The 16,350-nt window shown below is 38.7% G+C and carries 19 protein-coding genes; 7 read left to right on the top strand and 12 right to left on the bottom strand.

All coding sequences use genetic code 11. The features are described 5' to 3' along the window. Window positions 1-5: 5 nt before the first annotated feature. Genes JM64_RS04795 through JM64_RS04780 form a run of 4 tightly spaced genes read right to left on the bottom strand, consistent with a single transcriptional unit; the run spans window position 6 to window position 2,317 of the window. Window positions 6-308 (bottom strand): hypothetical protein, encoded by a 303-nt coding sequence (locus JM64_RS04795; protein WP_064011707.1) that lies wholly within the window; start codon window positions 306-308, stop codon window positions 6-8. 28 nt (window positions 309-336) lie between these two features. Next, window positions 337-1,413 (bottom strand): SHOCT-like domain-containing protein, encoded by a 1,077-nt coding sequence (locus JM64_RS04790; protein WP_064011706.1) that lies wholly within the window; start codon window positions 1,411-1,413, stop codon window positions 337-339. A gap of 36 nt (window positions 1,414-1,449) precedes the next feature. Next, complete coding sequence (locus JM64_RS04785; RefSeq protein WP_064011705.1) at window positions 1,450-1,947, bottom strand: hypothetical protein; 498 nt, start codon at window positions 1,945-1,947, stop codon at window positions 1,450-1,452. Further along, window positions 1,928-2,317 (bottom strand): DUF2089 domain-containing protein, encoded by a 390-nt coding sequence (locus tag JM64_RS04780; protein ID WP_064012519.1) that lies wholly within the window; start codon window positions 2,315-2,317, stop codon window positions 1,928-1,930. The genes JM64_RS04785 and JM64_RS04780 overlap by 20 nt, the downstream gene beginning before the upstream one ends. Window positions 2,318-2,521: 204 nt before the next feature. Here JM64_RS04780 and hfq point away from each other — a divergent pair, with 204 nt between their 5' ends. The 7 genes from hfq to JM64_RS04745 all read left to right on the top strand — a co-directional run bounded on the left by hfq (window position 2,522) and on the right by JM64_RS04745 (window position 7,472). Next, window positions 2,522-2,809 (top strand): RNA chaperone Hfq, encoded by a 288-nt coding sequence (gene hfq / locus JM64_RS04775; RefSeq protein WP_064011704.1) that lies wholly within the window; start codon window positions 2,522-2,524, stop codon window positions 2,807-2,809. A 40-nt stretch (window positions 2,810-2,849) separates the two neighbouring features. Then, on the top strand, window positions 2,850-4,121 hold the full coding sequence (gene hflX / locus JM64_RS04770; RefSeq protein ID WP_156487901.1) for a GTPase HflX: 1,272 nt from the start codon (window positions 2,850-2,852) through the stop codon (window positions 4,119-4,121). A gap of 12 nt (window positions 4,122-4,133) precedes the next feature. Beyond that, window positions 4,134-5,147, top strand: a complete 1,014-nt coding sequence (locus JM64_RS04765) for a M23 family metallopeptidase (protein ID WP_064011703.1) — start codon at window positions 4,134-4,136, stop codon at window positions 5,145-5,147. Window positions 5,148-5,152: 5 nt separating this feature from the next. Then, window positions 5,153-5,482, top strand: coding sequence for a hypothetical protein (locus JM64_RS04760; RefSeq protein ID WP_156487900.1), 330 nt, complete (start codon window positions 5,153-5,155; stop codon window positions 5,480-5,482). After that, the gene (metK, locus tag JM64_RS04755) at window positions 5,479-6,669 is read left to right on the top strand and encodes a methionine adenosyltransferase (protein WP_064011701.1); all 1,191 of its coding nucleotides are present in this window, start codon (window positions 5,479-5,481) and stop codon (window positions 6,667-6,669) included. Before JM64_RS04760 ends, metK begins: the two co-directional genes overlap by 4 nt. Before the next feature lie 105 nt (window positions 6,670-6,774). Continuing rightward, a complete protein-coding gene (rpsT, locus tag JM64_RS04750; protein ID WP_064011700.1) occupies window positions 6,775-7,062 on the top strand; it encodes a 30S ribosomal protein S20 in 288 nt (95 codons plus the stop codon). 2 nt (window positions 7,063-7,064) lie between these two features. Beyond that, window positions 7,065-7,472 carry a hypothetical protein gene (locus JM64_RS04745; RefSeq protein WP_064011699.1) on the top strand — a complete coding sequence of 136 codons (408 nt, stop codon included), beginning with the start codon at window positions 7,065-7,067 and terminating at the stop codon, window positions 7,470-7,472. A gap of 73 nt (window positions 7,473-7,545) precedes the next feature. On the opposite strand, the gene JM64_RS04740 is transcribed toward JM64_RS04745, so the two are convergent. The 8 genes from JM64_RS04740 to JM64_RS04705 form a co-directional block, all read right to left on the bottom strand. Next, the gene (locus JM64_RS04740; protein WP_064011698.1) at window positions 7,546-9,534 is read right to left on the bottom strand and encodes a methyl-accepting chemotaxis protein; all 1,989 of its coding nucleotides are present in this window, start codon (window positions 9,532-9,534) and stop codon (window positions 7,546-7,548) included. Beyond that, entirely contained in the window at window positions 9,531-11,036 is a 1,506-nt protein-coding gene (hutH, locus tag JM64_RS04735; RefSeq protein WP_082868300.1) for a histidine ammonia-lyase, read from the bottom strand. Before hutH ends, JM64_RS04740 begins: the two co-directional genes overlap by 4 nt. Further along, complete coding sequence (locus JM64_RS04730) at window positions 11,033-11,557, bottom strand: cob(I)yrinic acid a,c-diamide adenosyltransferase (RefSeq protein WP_014450977.1); 525 nt, start codon at window positions 11,555-11,557, stop codon at window positions 11,033-11,035. Before JM64_RS04730 ends, hutH begins: the two co-directional genes overlap by 4 nt. A gap of 113 nt (window positions 11,558-11,670) precedes the next feature. Beyond that, window positions 11,671-12,249, bottom strand: a complete 579-nt coding sequence (locus JM64_RS04725) for a GNAT family N-acetyltransferase (RefSeq protein ID WP_064011697.1) — start codon at window positions 12,247-12,249, stop codon at window positions 11,671-11,673. A 99-nt stretch (window positions 12,250-12,348) separates the two neighbouring features. Beyond that, window positions 12,349-12,612 (bottom strand): DUF4911 domain-containing protein, encoded by a 264-nt coding sequence (locus JM64_RS04720; RefSeq protein ID WP_064012516.1) that lies wholly within the window; start codon window positions 12,610-12,612, stop codon window positions 12,349-12,351. After that, window positions 12,612-13,130, bottom strand: a complete 519-nt coding sequence (locus JM64_RS04715; RefSeq protein WP_064011696.1) for a metal-dependent transcriptional regulator — start codon at window positions 13,128-13,130, stop codon at window positions 12,612-12,614. Before JM64_RS04715 ends, JM64_RS04720 begins: the two co-directional genes overlap by 1 nt. A 39-nt stretch (window positions 13,131-13,169) precedes the next feature. Next, on the bottom strand, window positions 13,170-14,843 hold the full coding sequence (locus JM64_RS04710; RefSeq protein ID WP_064011695.1) for a nucleoside kinase: 1,674 nt from the start codon (window positions 14,841-14,843) through the stop codon (window positions 13,170-13,172). 76 nt (window positions 14,844-14,919) lie between these two features. After that, window positions 14,920-16,302, bottom strand: coding sequence for an Rne/Rng family ribonuclease (locus JM64_RS04705; protein ID WP_064011694.1), 1,383 nt, complete (start codon window positions 16,300-16,302; stop codon window positions 14,920-14,922). Between the last annotated feature and the right edge of the window lie 48 nt (window positions 16,303-16,350).

Below are 16,350 nucleotides of genomic sequence, written 5' to 3'. Positions count from 1 at the left end.
AAACTTTACCACTTTTCCTTTCTATAACTTGCAACTATGAGTTTCAAACCAATCTCTATCAACCCAGCGGCAATGATTGCTACAACGAATTCCCAGAATCCCATTTTGATGTAACCTAGGGATTGAACAATGATTAGAACCCCTATGATTGATAATCCAAGACCATTTGGAAAACTTTTTATCAAACTAACGATACCACCAACCAGCACTATCGCACCAAAAATTAACCAAACTGGAGATGTTACTGACAAAATCACACTAAGGAGAATAAAAATACCGGCTGTAAAAAGTATCACACCCCAAAACATGCCATCACGCCCCTTTCTGTGTGGAATCTCAATCCAATTTAATTATGGGATTACCTTTTAGTTCTTCGCAGCTAAATTCCTCAGCAATGATTTTTCCTTTATTTTCAACATAATCACTTTCAAGAATTTTCGCATTTAGTTGTCCGGTGTTATAAAGTTCTTCCAAGTTTAATTCTTTCACTTGCAATTCTCCCGAGTTGTTTAGCTTTTCTGCAAATAATTTCTCAACTTTTAACTTACCTCTGTTGCTGACTTCTTCAAAACGCAATTCCTGACATTCGACTGAGCCTTTGTTGTCGATTTCTTCCCCAATACAAGTGTTTGTTATTATCGTGCCTGAATTCTCTACACTTTCGCATTTGATTTCGTCTGTTTTGATAACACCTGAGTTTGTGATTCTTTCTGTTTCTAAAATCTTCGAATTGCACTCACCATTATTGACAATTCTCTCAGCTTCTATCCTTTCTGAAGCTAGTATACCATTCGTAGAGATAACCACATCGCCTGCTCTTAAATCTACTACCCCTAAAGTTCCTGTTAAAATAAGCTTATCGCATTCGATTGAAACGGCTGATAGTTTTCCGTTTACTATAACTTTTTCTTTCTTTAGAAACTCTATTTTTTGTTCTCCTTCAATGAAAATTTCCTTGTCGGATTTAAAAGTCATCTTTTTAGACAATTTTTCAACAAAAGGAACCTCAAATGCTATAACATTGTGTTTTCCAGAGACATTCGGAGTGCCTTCCTCTTTTGAGAGTATTGAATTTACATCTCCTTCTACCTTCCCTCCGGCCCAGATTATCTTGGACCTTACGGCGTTCAAATCTCCGTTTATAATACCATGGATTTCGACGATACTGTTTACTACAGATACGTCTCCGTTGACTTTACCTTTGATTATAAGTTTTCCGCTGGTCATGGAAATATTTCGGTGTATTTCTTTGTTCTCTTCAATTTCCTCTGTTACTTCTACAAACTCTTCTTCTTTGCTTTTTTCCTCATTTTCTTTATTGTAAATCGCTTCTATCAATTTTTCAGCATCTTCTGGGCTTATTTCTCCTCTTTCGACCGCTTCTAACACTTGTCTTAATTCTGCTTTATCCATCTCTCCTCACCTACCTATCTGTATTTGCTCTGAAAATTATTCTTCGATTTTTATACCCGACAAAAAATGTTTCACTACGAGATTTCTGACAATTCCAAGTACACCATTTATGAAAAAGTTATTCACCTCGTTGACTTTTCCATCCACTATGGGTTTAGCACCTTTGTAAGAACAACCTACCATTTCAAGATTACCTGCGATATGTCCGCCATTCCAGACGATGTTTGTCCCTACAAGCTCAACATTTCCTGCTACCTCTCCCGAAAAAATCAGTTCCCCGAAGACAACTTCAAGGTCACCAATTAGTCTTCCATTGATGATGGCTTTGCCATTCACTACTTCGACTTTTCCAAAATACTCCTCGCCTGGGTTGATTATGAAATCCCTACCAATGTAACTTTTTGACCCTTTTCTCCGCTCTTCGGTTCGCTTATCCATAATTGCTTCGATAAGTTGCTCTGCTTCGTCAACGGTAATTTCCTTTCTGGCAAGAGCTTGTAAAATCGCAAGTAAGTCATTCGGAAGTTCTCCCATCGTTTTCACCTCTTTTCTTTTTTAAAATAGATATGGCCTCTTCAACGGTGATTTTCTTCTCTTTCAGAAGCTTGAAGACATCCTCAGAGTTAACCTGTTCTTCTTCCTCTTCTATTGGCGTGAGCCCCATCTTTTCTAAGACTTTGTCAAGCCTTCCTCTCAATGCGAAATATCCGATACCTGTTAGCCGTTCCATCTCTTTCAAGTTACCCTTTGTTCTGAGAAACATCATAATGAATCTTGTGTCTTCTTCATCTAAGTATGCAAATGCGGGTGCTTCAAACGCGCCACTAACGGTAACACCATCATCATCACATCTAAGCTGCACAACTTTCATTGGCTTCCCGCATACCGGACATCTCGGTAGCATTTTTGCCACGGTACTCACCTCCCAAAAATATTGTATCACTATCAAAATAATTTGTCAAATTAGACAAAAAAATATACAAAAGAATGGAGTAAAAAGTAGTATAAACTTTCGAAAAACCTCTCTTTGAAATCTACATAACTTGTGGTATAATCACATTGCATTGTGCTATTTTTTTCATTCTTTATAAACATTGGGGGGATTTGAGTGGCAAAAGAGAAGTTTAACCTTCAGGATCGTTTTCTGAACATTGTTAGAACTCGGAAGATAGAGGTGAAGGTTTATTTAGTTAACGGTTTTCAAGCCAAGGGTATTGTTAGGTCCTTTGACAACTTTACTGTTCTTTTAGAAAACGGTAGGCAACAGATGCTTATTTACAAGCACGCTATTAGTACAATTCAACCAGCTCAGTACATCATGCTAATGAAAACGGAGGAACAAGAGGGCGAACAGCAAGAGCAAGACCAACAAGGGTTTGAAGAAACGCAAGAGTAGGTTTATATAGGTTTATAGAAGTTCAGTAGTAGAAGGGGGGATGACACAGTTTAGGAGAAAAGGAATAATAGTAGCAATAACGCAGGCTTTCGATTATAAAACTAAGGAATCTGTTGAAGAATTAGAGTTGTTGTGTAAGACACTGGATATAGAGATTTTGGACACAATAATTCAACGCAGAGAAAAACCAGACCCGGCAACTTACGTCGGTAGTGGGAAACTTGAGAAGGTAAAAAACTTTTGTGAAGAACACCAAATTGATGTAGTTATCTTTGATGATGAAATAACACCAATTCAACAAAGAAACATAGAAAATGTTTTAAGTGTTCCTATCCTTGATAGAACGCAGGTAATCCTTGAAATTTTTTCCAGGCATGCAACGACTCACGAAGGGAAGCTACAAGTGGAAATGGCAAAACTTATTTATGAATTGCCTCGACTGAGAGGAAAAGGTTTGTATTTGTCAAATCCTGGCGCAGGTATAGGTACGAGGGGTCCGGGTGAAACTGCGCTTGAACTTGATAAAAGAAGGGTAAAGCAAAGAATTTCAACTTTGAGAAAGGAACTCGCAAAATTAAAACTCAACAGAGAAAATGCAAGGAAGTCCAGATTAGAAAGCGGATATTACCTTGTTTCAATTGTTGGTTATACGAACGCTGGGAAAAGTACGTTGTTGAGTTCAATTTCAGGTGAAAAAGACATCTTTGTTTCAGATAAACTCTTTTCCACATTAAATCCAACTATCCGAAAGGTTAAATTACCGAGTGGTCGAAGTTGCCTTGTTGGAGATACAGTAGGGTTCATAAGTAAGCTACCTCACACACTTGTTGAGGCTTTTCACTCAACACTGGAAGAAATACTCTATTCGGACCTGTTGTTGCTTGTTGTTGATATTTCGGATCCATTTTACAAAGACAAAATCCGCGCCTCATACAGCGTGTTAGAAGAAATTGGAGCTCACGAAAAGCCAATAATTCTTGTTTTTAATAAAATAGATGTGCTGCCAGGTGATAAACTTGAGCTTATAAGGTACGAATACCCTAATGGGGTTTTCATATCCGCGAAACAAGGAAAGGGCTTGGATGGGTTGTTCTCAAAGATGGAGGAATATTTTAAATCTTTTGATGTCCGCGTGAAGCTCAGAATAAGCCATTCAGATTATGGATTAATTTCTAAGTATTTTGAATACGTGACTATAGAGAAGTTGGATTCTTTAGGTGATTTTGATTTTGTCCAAATAAGTGGACCTGAGAGTATTGTGCTCAAAATAGAACATATTTTAAATGCAAAGGTTGAGAATTTTTATCTCTAAGGAGAGGTGAACATGGAGGTATTAGAAGTTAGACATCCCTTAAACCGCTTTAAATTTATTTTGTTTGTCAGCTTCTTTTTCATAGCTTTTGTACCATCTTTACTCGTAGCTTTGTATCAACTACCCGTAGATAGTTCGTATATTACCGCTGCATTCTTGGAGTTCCGAGCCACTGGAAAGGTTCCACATTTCCATTCGGGAATAGACTTTAGCACTTTTCTAAAAGAAGGAATTCCTATTAAAGCTGTTGATAATGGTTTTGTAAGAAGATTGGAGATAGATTTGGATAACATATATGGTAACACTGTAGTTTTGGAGCACACAGATGGGTACAGGACGTTGTACGCTCACCTTTCGCAGTTTGCAGAGAAATATGAAAAATTGGCAAATATGTTGAGAGAAGAGTTCGGGTCTAGAAGAATTGTTGTTGAGTTTTTATCAGACGATTGGAAAGTTTCTGCAGGTGAGGTAATAGGTTATTCTGGGAAGACCGGTGAAGCCGCACAACCACATTGTCATTTCGAGGTTCGAGACAAAGAGGAAAAGAACATCTATGACCCCTTGGATTTTATTGACAAAAGTTTGTTGAAACCCGTACAAATGAGGATTATTTTGAAGAGTTTGATAATAGATGGTAAAGAATACCCGTATTCCGAAAATGCTACATACGAGTTTTCCGGAACATATCCAAAAATAGCTGCTGAAGCATACACAGAATTAGCAAAAAATTTACTTGGAATTAAAGAAATAAAAGTGTACTTTTCAGGTGACTTGGTGTATCATATAATACTTGACAGGTTACCTATGGAATATTGGGAGAAACCTTATTCTCTGTATGACGAACACACTGTAATGACATCACTTATTTATAAAGGATATTACAAGTTATATAGTGATGAGTTGCTCCCTTACGTCAAGGTGAACAGAGTAAAAGAGTATAACATGAGCTCCTACAAAGTAGTGCTCGAAATAGGTGATGCTTTTGGAAATGTTGGAAAGTTTTCTTTCAACGTTCAAAGAAGGTGATTCATATGTTTTTCTTCAAAAAGAGAGAGAAAACAGAAGCAGATTTGGAAAAGAACCCGTTTTATAAGGAGTCCAACGCCTTAGTTGTATATATCAAGTGTAGTAAATGTGGAGAGTTATTTAGAAGTCACCTACGTATTGGTTATGATTTTATAATAGATTACGATAACAGGTCAGCACCTTTCAAAATTGAGAAGATTTATGTAGGTTCAAAATGTCCCAATAAGATTGAACTAAGAGCAAAGTTCACTGGCTCTTATAAGCCAGTGAGCATCGAAATAGAAGGTGGAAAGTTTATATCAAAAGAAACTTACGAAAGGGAGGCAGAGAGATGAGAAGGTTGTTCACGAGTGAAAGTGTTACGGAAGGACACCCAGATAAGATGGCAGATCAGATTAGTGATGCCATCTTAGATGCGATTATTGCAGAAGACCCAAAAGCCCGTGTTGCTGTTGAAACGTTGCTCACAACAGGTGTTGCTATTGTTGCAGGTGAAGTAACGACAAGGGCGTACGTTGATGTCCAAGATATTGTAAGAAAGACGGTTCTTGAAATTGGTTACACAAGAGCAAAGTACGGTTTTGATGGTGAAACTTGTGCGGTTCTTTCTTCTATACACAGCCAGTCACCAGATATTGCACTTGGTGTTGACGAAGCAGCAGAGTACAAAGAAGGTCAAAAAGCAGAAGATGAGTTTGAAAAAATCGGAGCCGGTGACCAGGGAATGATGTTTGGATACGCAACAAACGAAACAGAAGAGCTTATGCCTCTTCCAATAATGCTTGCACACAAACTTGCCATGAAACTTGCGGAAGTTAGAAAGAACGGAACAGTACCTTTCTTGAGACCAGATGGTAAAACGCAAGTTACCATCGAATACGACGAAAATGATAAACCGATAAGAGTTGACACAGTTTTGATTTCTACACAGCACGAACCAGATGTTACAATTCCAGAAATTAAAGAAGCGCTTGTGAAATATGTAATTGATCCAGTCATTCCTGAAAACTTAAGAGATGAGAAGATGAGAATTCTCGTAAACCCTACGGGTCGTTTTGTCCTTGGTGGTCCTTCTGCGGATACTGGACTTACGGGAAGAAAAATTATAGTTGACACATACGGTGGAGCTATACCCCATGGTGGTGGCGCGTTCAGTGGTAAGGACCCAACAAAAGTCGATAGGTCAGCACATTACTTTGCAAGGTACGTTGCCAAGAACATTGTTGCAGCAGGTTTGGCAGACAGATTTATGATTCAGGTTGCTTACGCTATCGGAGTTGCAAGACCGGTATCTATAATGATAAATACCTTCGGAACGGCAAAAGTTGACGAAGAAAAACTGTTGAAAGTAATAACAGAACTATTTGACTTCAGACCTGGAGCTATTATCAAGAAGCTTGATCTTCTTAGACCAATTTACAAAAAGACAGCGGCATATGGTCACTTCGGTAGGAACGACCCTGATTTCACATGGGAAAAGACCGACATGGTTAAAGAATTAAGAGCTGCGTTCAATTTGTAATTATTTATTTTAGGATTATAGAGAGTGAGAAAAGTCCCATCTAAGGATGGGGAATCGATTAGGAAGAAAAAACCAAAAACGAAAAAGTAGGAGGGATTTGTTCATATGCCTAACACAAAGTCAGCGGCAAAACGTGTAAGAGTGTCTGAGAAAAGAAGGATACTCAACAAAGCTTACAAAACCAGTATGAAAAACAAGATTAAAGCTGTTCTCAAAGCTATAGCTGAAGGCAAGTCTGTTGAAGAAGTACAACAGCTCTTCAGAGTAGCTCAAAGCGCTATCGATAAGGCGGCAAGAAGGGGCGCAATTCACAAGAACCAAGCAAGCAGGAGGAAATCAAGACTAGCAGCAAAGGTTAAAGCTTACGTTGCTGCTAAAGAGCAAGGGGTGTAAGAATGTCGTTCTACTACGTTATGGAACTGACCGTAAGTGAACAGCGAGCAGATTATGCACTGAAAAATGAAGAACTTAGAAGGATAGTCGAAGAAAAGAGATGCGAAATAAAATTCGAAAATGGTTCTCTTATTATCAAGTTCCCAGAAAACGAAGACCTGGATGAGGAAGTTATGCAAACCGTTCTTGAAGTGTTAAAGACGCCAGTAAATGCAAAAGAGTATATCTACGAGAACGGAGAAAAAATAGAGATATTCTCTGGGAAATTAGACCCTGCTCACCCGCTTGGACAAGCAAAAGAAGAGATAAAGGAAAGAACCATAGAGAGCCTTGAAGAAGAGGAAGAGGAAGAATTGAAACCACATTACGAAGAACTTCTCGATGAAATCGACGAGGAAGAAGAAGAGTAAATTGTTAAATTGAATAAACACAAAAACCCCCGCACTTTTTGGCGGGGGTTTTTTGATTGTGATTTTCAAAATTTTAAATCCTGAATTTTTTCACATACTCGTTCAAATCACTTACAGCTTTTGCTAGTTCGTCTGAATAGTTCTTAACCTCGTTAACTTGTTCTGCTTGATTTGCAATTTGTGCTGCCATTTCCTCGATATCATGTTCCACTTCTTGGATGTTCTTAGTGATTTTATCCATCGCAGCACTGACTTCCTCTGTTGCGCCGCTCTGCTCTTCGGCCGTTGCTGCCAAGTCGGCTGTCATCTTCGAAACCTCTTCTATCTTTTCTATCAACATTTTCAGACTTTCTCCGGCTTCCTTAACTGTTGCAACATAACCATCTACTTTTTGACTTACTCCTGTCGTCACTTTTTCAACCTTCTTCGCTTGCTCACCTATTTTCCCAAGTATCTCTGCTATCTTTTTAGTTGCTTGCCTACTCTCTTCGGCAAGTTTTCTTATTTCGTCCGCAACGACTGCAAAACCTCTTCCCGCTTCTCCTGCACGGGCCGCTTCTATTGCCGCGTTTAGTGCCAGCAAGTTCGTTTGTTCCGCTATGCTCGAAATAGTATCGACTATCTCACCTATCTGATTCGAGAATTTTGTTAGTTCAACTATAGCATTTAATGATTCGCCCATACCACTTCTGATTTCACCTACTGATGTCTCGACTTCCGACATTCTATGAGAAACAGTTGTGACATTTTCTTTCATAAGTTCTGCACTTTGGGATAGTTTCTCTGAATATCTTGCTATGTTTTGAGCACCTGCGGCAATCTCTTCCATACCGCTGTTTGCCTCTTGTGTTGCCGCCGCAATATCTTGGACCTCAAGCGTTGTTTTCTGAACTGTTTCCTTGGATGCCATTGCTGCTTCAGCCGAATTCTTTGCAAGGTCATCAAGCATGAAGGAAACGGATGATACCTGTGCACCAAGTTTCATAACCTCTCCAACTGTTTGCTTAAAGCTACCTATAAGTATTTTAAATGCACGACCGAGTTCAGCAATTTCATCTTTACCAAGCTTATCTTCGGAAATTTCAGCTGTTAAATCGTTGTTTGCAACTTTCTGAGCAACTTCAACGACATGGTTGATACGTTTGGTTATAGTGTCTGTTAAAAAGAGTGCAATCAAAGCTGCACCAAGCGCAATGATTGTTCCAGCAAACACGCCAGACATTATAATCTTTTTAGCAGCATCTGTGACTTCAGAATACGGTATTATGCCTATGGCCGTTAAATTGTAACTTCCTATCCTCTCAAATGCTGCGAATTTTTTCCCGTTGAAGTTGTAAACAACACTTCCTTTGGTTTTTGAAATAATAGCCTGTGCAAGTTCTTTTAATGCTTCCTCTTTAGTTAAGTCAAGTTTTCCAACATACTCTGCTTTTGGATGAGCAACTGTTAATGTTCCAAAAGCAAGTGTCAAGTAACCCGATTTCCCTATCTTTACTTTAGAAGCCATTTTTTGTAAATCATCTAAAGGATACAATCCAGCCAATACTCCAATAACGTTTTCTCCAAAATCTTTTACAGCGGCCACAACCAGAATAAGTTGTTTGCCACCGTGTTCATACGGGATGTAGATATCGTACTCTTTCTTTTTCGTTAGTATGTTCTCAATTACATCGCTTGGAAATTTAACACCGACAAGTCCATCTTTAGAAACGACTCGCTTATCTGGCAGAATCACAAAGATATCTAAATACCCCTTCGGGTTTAGGGCACTGTAAGCGTTTCTAACACCCCATCCCAGTTGAGAGATTCCCAGTTCGTCACTTGTATTCATCATGTACGGTGATATAGCACCACTGGCTGAATATTCGTACAACGGTTTGACAATTTTATTTATGTAGATTTCTACGTCCTTTCTGACAGAGCTCAAAACAAGAGTTTGAATTTGAGCTGCAGCGTCCCTAACTACTGAAGTAGATACAAGCACCGAGACAAAGACACTCACAACTGAGGCAACAACGCCAACCAAAACCAAAGACAAGATAAGTTTTGCTCGCAAACTCATGAAAACACCTCCTTAAGAATCACTTCTTTAACTTTCTCAAAATTCTCACCAAAATATCTATCTTCTGATAATCTTACATTAATTTTACCATAAAAATCTTCAATTTTACAAGAACTCCTTAAGGGTCTTCGCGAATCTAAGGCAACAGAAACAAGCATCGCTTCAATGCTAATTAGTGAGACAATGTTGTCAAAGATTTTCCTAAGCTTTCTAACCGCATTAGCTCCCATACTAACGTGATCTTCTTGATAAGCTGAAGTCGGTATAGAATCAGCACTTGCTGGATGAGAAAGGACCTTGTTTTCGTTACATATGGCAGCAGCCGTGTATTGCCAAATCATATAACCGCTGTTTAGACCTTCTTCGCCACCAGCAAGGAACGGTGGTAGACCTTCGTTGACCTTTGGATTAACTAATCTATCAATTCTCCTTTCTATCATATTTCCCATCGAAGTTAATGCGATTGATAAGTAATCTGCGCAAAGAGCCAAAGGTTCTCCATGGAAATTGCCACCACTGACGATTCCATCTTCGAAAACTAAAGGATTGTCAGTAGCAGAGTTAATTTCACGCTGGACAACTTCTTTAACCCATTCGATAGTATCCAAGACCGCTCCGTAAACTTGAGGTATCGTTCTCAGTGTGTAAGCATCCTGCACTTTCCCACAGTTTTTGTGGCTCTCTCTGATTTGACTTCCGTCGAGAAACTCCCTGAGCATCTGTGCAACTTTTATCTGACCTGGATGCGGTCTCGCGAGCTGTATTCTTTCGTCGAATGCTGCAGGAGTTCCGAAAAGTACATCGACACTTGAAGCGGCAATTAAGGTGGCTATCTTCATAAGTTTTTCTAAGTCACGTACGATTAAAGCTAAGTGTGCTGCCATGAACTGAGTCCCGTTTATCAAACTTAAACCTTCTTTTTCTTCCAAATGTATTGGTTGGAAACCATAATCTGAGGGATTGAAGAGAACAGCTTTTCCATCTCTGACGATTTTTCCTTCCCCAATTAATACCATTGCAATGTGCGATAAGGGAGCTAAATCACCACTTGCGCCAACTGAACCTATTTCCGGAACAGCAGGCGTTATTTTTTTGTTCAAGAGCTCCACGAGTTTTTCCACAACTATCGGTCTAACACCACTGAGTCCTTTAGCTAATGCGTTGGCTCTTATTAATATAATTGCTCTCACGAAGTCTTCAGGAAGATAATTACCTACACCTGCAGAGTGTGAGAGAATTATGTTTTTTTGTAGCTCTTTGAGTTTTTCCTTTGATATTCGAATATTTGCTAGCGCGCCAAATCCCGTGTTGACACCGTATATGGGTTTGCCCACGTCAAGAAACCTTTGAACAATTTCTCTACTTTTTTTTACTTTTTCGTAAGCTTCTAAAGATATCGCAACTTGGGCATGCTCCCGACTTACAAGATGAACATCTTCCAAAGTTAGATGTTCACCGTCTATTGTAACATGGGGAGCGTTTACAGTACTTGACATTTTCATAATTCACTTCCCCTTATCTTTGTTAAGTGTTTACCTTCTACGAAACGAGCCATTATGTAAAGCAAATCAGAGAGACGATTCAGATACTTTATAATTTCTGGTCTTACTTGTTCTTGTTCTGAAAGACGTACGACGAGCCGTTCTGCTCGCCTTGCAATTGTTCTGCATACATCTAAATAAGCGCTTGGAATAGTTTCGCCCGGTAGGACGAAAGAATCAAGTTTTACAGTTTCCTCATAGGTGTGAACATATTTCGTAAGCGTTTCAACGTCTTCGTCATTTATCAACCTGACAAATTTTTCTCCTTTTGCCAGTTCGGCTGCCAGTCTAAAAAGGTCCCTTTGGACCTGTTCTACGATTTCCCTTTCGTAATCGGGTAAGAAATGCTTGACCAGCCCCAAAAATGAGTTCAATTCGTCAACAGTACCATAGCTTTCAACCCTAAGATGTGCTTTTGATATGCGTTCTCCGTTTGCAAGACTTGTTTCTCCCATATCGCCAGTTTTCGTCGTAATTGACATAATTGTCCCCTCCAAATTTTTTAGAATAAGGCTGTCTCGTCTAAAACTTATTATACTAGGTTATGTAGTTTTTCACAAACTCAAGAAATACAGTCTATTACTTTTGTAATGCGTTATCTTTGAAAGTTCTGTTCCATGCACCTTTGTTCATTTAAAATCTTTCCGTAAATGACCACGTTCTCGTAAGTATAAGGGTTCTTAAGATAACAGCTTTTTTTACCCTCTAGTTGGAAACCATATTTTTCTAATATTTTTCGCATGGGTATGTTCTTTTCCAAGGTTTCTGCTTCAATTCTGATAGCGCCGTTATTTTTTGCCCAATCAATAGCCAATTCCGTAAATTTGGAACCAAGTCCTTTACCCCTGTGTTCTAGTATAATCTCCATCCCAAGTTCGGCAACATGCGCTGTTTTCTTTTTGTTATCCAAAAACCACACCCACAATTGACCAACGATGTCATGAGCGTATTCAGCAACTAAAAACAACCTGTTGTCCATTGATAGCCAGTTCTTTATCCAATTTGTCATTCCTTCCATAGTTATCTCGTCAGGTTCGGAAAGTATCGTATCGCTTTCTGCAGTAACTTTCTTGCGCATCAAGTATGCCTTTTCGATATCATCTAAAGAAACTGACCGTAAGATGTAATCCTTGAATTGAACAGGTAAGTTCAGCCCTTGGAAATCAACCCCCATACTATCCCCCCTGAAAGAATCTATAAGCGTGCAGTATTAACAAAAAACAACCCCAACAACAGAAAAACGTGTTGGGGTCTTCATTATTTACGCAAGTTATTATCCAGCACTTCCGTTATTTGGTTTTAACGCTACGATTTCCAAATCGACTAAACTTCTTACATTTTCAAGAAGCCTGATTGCGTCAACTACTGTGTCTTTTGTAGCAATGACTTTGAGATATTCACCTTCGAAGCTCCTTATGTTCATAACATTATCTTCAGCTTCAAGCAAATAGTTTAGGATGTGAACGTCTTCTTTTTTTATTTTTACTAAAATATCGTATTCAACGGGTTCTTGAACGTTTAACTTATCATCCTTCATCACTTTTCTGCTTCCTCCTTAGTTCGCTCTTGGGTATTTTCAACACCAGAGATATGCATTGTTAATGGACAGGGAGCTAACTTTTTGCGTGGCTGTGATAAGAATTTCCTGAACTTTTCGACAATTTCTTTTCCTTCGTCTTCAAAAAGAAACCTTGCAAAGTCTGAGAATTTATTCACCGTGTTTTCACTTAGGTTGAAATATATGTTCCATGCTGCTTCATCCGCTTCTTCTGAAGAAAGTTGTAAAATCTCACAAAAGAATATCTTAACGGCATTAAACCGTGCGTTTTCTGCAACAGCTATTCTTTTTCCTTCTGGTGTTAAAGAAATACCTCCTCTGTGTTCGTAATAAAGTAGACCTGCACTTGCTAATCTTTCCAGAAATTGCTTTGCTGAAGGCATCTTAACTCTTAAAAAGTTTGATATCTTTTTCAGCCTGGTCCATCCCATTTCGTTTAGTGTTAAGTAGACTGCCAAAAGATATTTTCTTTCAGTTGGTCCAAGTTGGTTTTCCACAAGCCTCACCTCGCTAAGGTTCCTTAAATTTTTTTGAAATTAATACCTAAATGCGCTCCTACCTATGAATTCTCTTATAATGGATGTTCGTGGAATGTCTTCTATGTTAGTGATAGGTAAGAAATAATCAAGTATCTTCAATAACCTGTTAGCTTCCGTTGATTCAGGAACATCATCGGGAACTACCGTCAGAAGAGGTTCCGCAAAGATTTTGAGAACAGACACTTCGTAAATAAGTGCGCTATTGAACATCGCATCTGCATTCTCTTGATACGGGAAGATGTTTCTTTCCTCTCCGCGTCTCACACTATCCCACATTCTTAGTGTTGCAAGTGCATCGTGTCCTCTAAACTTGCTATCCCTCACCATTCTTCTTAGAAGCCTCACATCGGTCGTGTGTAATCTATTGACGTTATCCAAGTTAAGCTGAGCGAGCGCACTTGCGTAGATTTTGAATTTTAATTCTTCAGGCACAAGTTCTGTTAGTTTTGGATTGAGTCCATGTATACCCTCAACTATTATTATCTGATCCTTGTCTATTTTCATCTTTGTTCCCATTGGCTCTCTTTTCCCCATAACGAAATTGAATTTCGGTATTTCAACTTCTTTGCCATTGAAAAGGTCAACTAAGTTTCTGTTGAATAAATCAACATCTATCGCTTCAAGTGCTTCAAAATCATAATTACCATTTTCGTCGCGAGGTGTTTTCTCCCTGTCAACAAAGTAGTCGTCTAAGGATATAGTGACGGGCTTAAAACCACTCGCCTTTAGTTGTACCATCAACCTTTTTGAAAACGTTGTCTTTCCACTTGATGAAGGACCTGCGATAAGCACCAATCTGACGTTACCTTTTTTCTTAATCTCTTCAGATATCATAGCTATTCTTTTTTCATGGAGTGCTTCTGCAAGTATTATTAAATCAGTTACCGCTCGTTCGCCTTTTGCAATCACTTCATTTAGTTCTCCAACGGTGTTTATCTCCATTATTTCGAGCCATCTCGAGTATTCAAGAAAGACGGCAGATAGTTTTGGTAGCGGTTTAAACGCAGGTACTGAAACATTTCCGTCTTTAACCACAGGCAAAAGAAGGACAAATCCTTGTTCGTATTTGACAATGTCGAACCACTTCAGGTACCCTGTGGACGGTGGCATGTAACCATAGAAATAGTCAAAATGTCCATCCGCCTCGTAAACCTTCACTGTTTTTTTCTTTCTATACTTCAGGAGTTTTACCTTATCCTCCATTTCTGCTGAAGCAAAAAGTTGAATTGCTTCGCTTTTCTGTAATTCCGTCTTTTTAAATCTTATGTTGGCTTCAACCCATTTTCTCATTTCGCTTGCGAGTTTTTTTACATCGTCTTCAGAGAGTTCTACAGGTGTATTTTTATCTCTTATCTCACAGTATATTCCATGACCAATCGCATGTAGCACTTTAAGAGTGTAGGTTTTAAACAAACTTCTAACAGCAGCGTGTAAGATGAATAGTAAACCACGTTGATATATCCTCATTCCATCTTGCGACTCAAGTGTGATAAAAGTAACTTCCCCTGAACGATATATTGGTCGGAATAGTTCAACTATTGAGTTATTTAACCTTGCTCCGAGCACCATCTTTCCGGTTTTTTTCTCATACTCTTTAGCAATTTGTTCTAAAGTTGTACCCTGAGCTATTTCATAGGTTTCTCCGTCGACATAGATTTTAAGCATCTCCATACGTCTTTCCCTCCTATTTGTGATTGTTTGGTGGTCTTCTGCTTTGAATGTAGCTGATAATTATACCATATTCGAGTTATTTTTTCCAAGTTACTTCAAAGTTTGACGGGTTTACATGAGTAAAATGCACATGGACGTTTACTTTGGCAATTTTCTTGATTTCTTCCTTGGTAATCTTGTCTTTGAAATGGGGGTGTAATTTGATAATAACTTCTGAAACATCCTTGGGCTTCTTTTGAAGTGTGTTGAAAAGCTGTTGAATAACGAGTTCAGCGCTTGGTATTGTTCCTTTTCCGTTGCATACTGGACATATTGTTGTTAGGCGTTCGTCTAACGACTTACTTGTTCTTTTCCTGGTCATTTCAAGAAGTCCGAGTTGGGTAAAGCCGTAGATTTCAACCCTGTTTCTATCCTTTAAAACTTCCTTTTTCATGATTTCGATGATTTTATTTCTACTTTTTTCACTTCTCATATCTATAAAATCTATTATTATTATACCTCCAAGATTTCTCAATCGTAAAATTCTTGCAATTTCTACAGCGGCTTCCGCGTTTATTTGTTCCGACAGTTCTTCGTGGTCACTTGTGGTTGTAAAGTGTCCAGAATTGACGTCTACTACAACCATCGCTTCTGTCTTGTCAATTACTATTTCGCCACCTGAAGGCAAAGGAATGTGACGGTTTAAAACACGTTTGAGCTCCTCGTTTATCCCCAGCTCTTCGAATGCATCTCCATCGATTACTCTTATCCGAATATTTTTAGAGTAGTTCCTTATCAACTCTTTATACGTCGGTGAGTTAGTAACTACTTCGTCGACCCCTTGTTTTAAAAACTCTCTAAGCAAGAATTCATCAGAGTCTGACTCTTTGTAAAGTAGCTTGACTTTTTTAGCCTTCTTAAATTCTTTTACTAACTCGCTCCACTTGGCTATCAGTAATTCACTTTCTTCGTAAATATGCTGTTCTGTAGCTTCTGCTGCAGCAGTTCTTATTATGAACCCGCAAGAGTACTTTTCACGTAATTTGAGTCCTAATTCTTTTAGCCTATTTCTATCCTCTGAGTCTTGAATCTTTCTTGACACACCTATACTGCGCGAAAACGGCATTAATACGACATATCTACCTGGTAGACTTATATTTGTAGTTACCTGTGGTCCTTTCGTTTGACCACCTTCCTTTTTTATCTGGACAAGTACTTTTTGACCTTCTTGGAGTTTCTTCAAACCGAATGTTTCCAGATACTCGGGTCGTATGTCTTTCAATCTCAGAAAACCGTTTTCGTTGTTTGATAGCTTTACAAAAGCAGCCTCAAGCGCAGGTACAGACTTCTCTATTCTGCCTACAAATATACTCCCAGCAACGCTCTCTTCATCATCTGGGAAGTATATTTCTGTCAGTTTTCCATTTTCAAGAAGTGCTGCATGGGTTTTGTCGTTCTTTCTGTTTATAACCAATGTCACATACTACACCTCTTCACAGCGCTTGTAGAAAATTTGTGGAAAGTCATT

The sequence above is a fragment of the Fervidobacterium pennivorans genome, assembly GCF_001644665.1.
Classification (GTDB): Bacteria; Thermotogota; Thermotogae; order Thermotogales; family Fervidobacteriaceae; genus Fervidobacterium; species Fervidobacterium ngatamarikiense.
This window is presented reverse-complemented; position numbering and strand designations above follow the sequence as displayed.

Bases quoted from the DNA above. Each gene is read 5' to 3' on its own strand.
- JM64_RS04795 (WP_064011707.1), bottom strand. From the start codon at position 308: ATGTTTTGGGGTGTGATACTTTTTACAGCCGGTATTTTTATTCTCCTT.
- JM64_RS04790 (WP_064011706.1), bottom strand. From the start codon at position 1,413: ATGGATAAAGCAGAATTAAGACAAGTGTTAGAAGCGGTCGAAAGAGGA.
- JM64_RS04785 (WP_064011705.1), bottom strand. From the start codon at position 1,947: ATGGGAGAACTTCCGAATGACTTACTTGCGATTTTACAAGCTCTTGCC.
- JM64_RS04780 (WP_064012519.1), bottom strand. From the start codon at position 2,317: ATGCTACCGAGATGTCCGGTATGCGGGAAGCCAATGAAAGTTGTGCAG.
- hflX (WP_156487901.1), top strand. From the start codon at position 2,850: ATGACACAGTTTAGGAGAAAAGGAATAATAGTAGCAATAACGCAGGCT.
- JM64_RS04765 (WP_064011703.1), top strand. From the start codon at position 4,134: ATGGAGGTATTAGAAGTTAGACATCCCTTAAACCGCTTTAAATTTATT.
- JM64_RS04760 (WP_156487900.1), top strand. From the start codon at position 5,153: ATGTTTTTCTTCAAAAAGAGAGAGAAAACAGAAGCAGATTTGGAAAAG.
- metK (WP_064011701.1), top strand. From the start codon at position 5,479: ATGAGAAGGTTGTTCACGAGTGAAAGTGTTACGGAAGGACACCCAGAT.
- rpsT (WP_064011700.1), top strand. From the start codon at position 6,775: ATGCCTAACACAAAGTCAGCGGCAAAACGTGTAAGAGTGTCTGAGAAA.
- JM64_RS04745 (WP_064011699.1), top strand. From the start codon at position 7,065: ATGTCGTTCTACTACGTTATGGAACTGACCGTAAGTGAACAGCGAGCA.
- JM64_RS04740 (WP_064011698.1), bottom strand. From the start codon at position 9,534: ATGAGTTTGCGAGCAAAACTTATCTTGTCTTTGGTTTTGGTTGGCGTT.
- hutH (WP_082868300.1), bottom strand. From the start codon at position 11,036: ATGAAAATGTCAAGTACTGTAAACGCTCCCCATGTTACAATAGACGGT.
- JM64_RS04730 (WP_014450977.1), bottom strand. From the start codon at position 11,557: ATGTCAATTACGACGAAAACTGGCGATATGGGAGAAACAAGTCTTGCA.
- JM64_RS04725 (WP_064011697.1), bottom strand. From the start codon at position 12,249: ATGGGGGTTGATTTCCAAGGGCTGAACTTACCTGTTCAATTCAAGGAT.
- JM64_RS04720 (WP_064012516.1), bottom strand. From the start codon at position 12,612: ATGAAGGATGATAAGTTAAACGTTCAAGAACCCGTTGAATACGATATT.
- JM64_RS04710 (WP_064011695.1), bottom strand. From the start codon at position 14,843: ATGGAGATGCTTAAAATCTATGTCGACGGAGAAACCTATGAAATAGCT.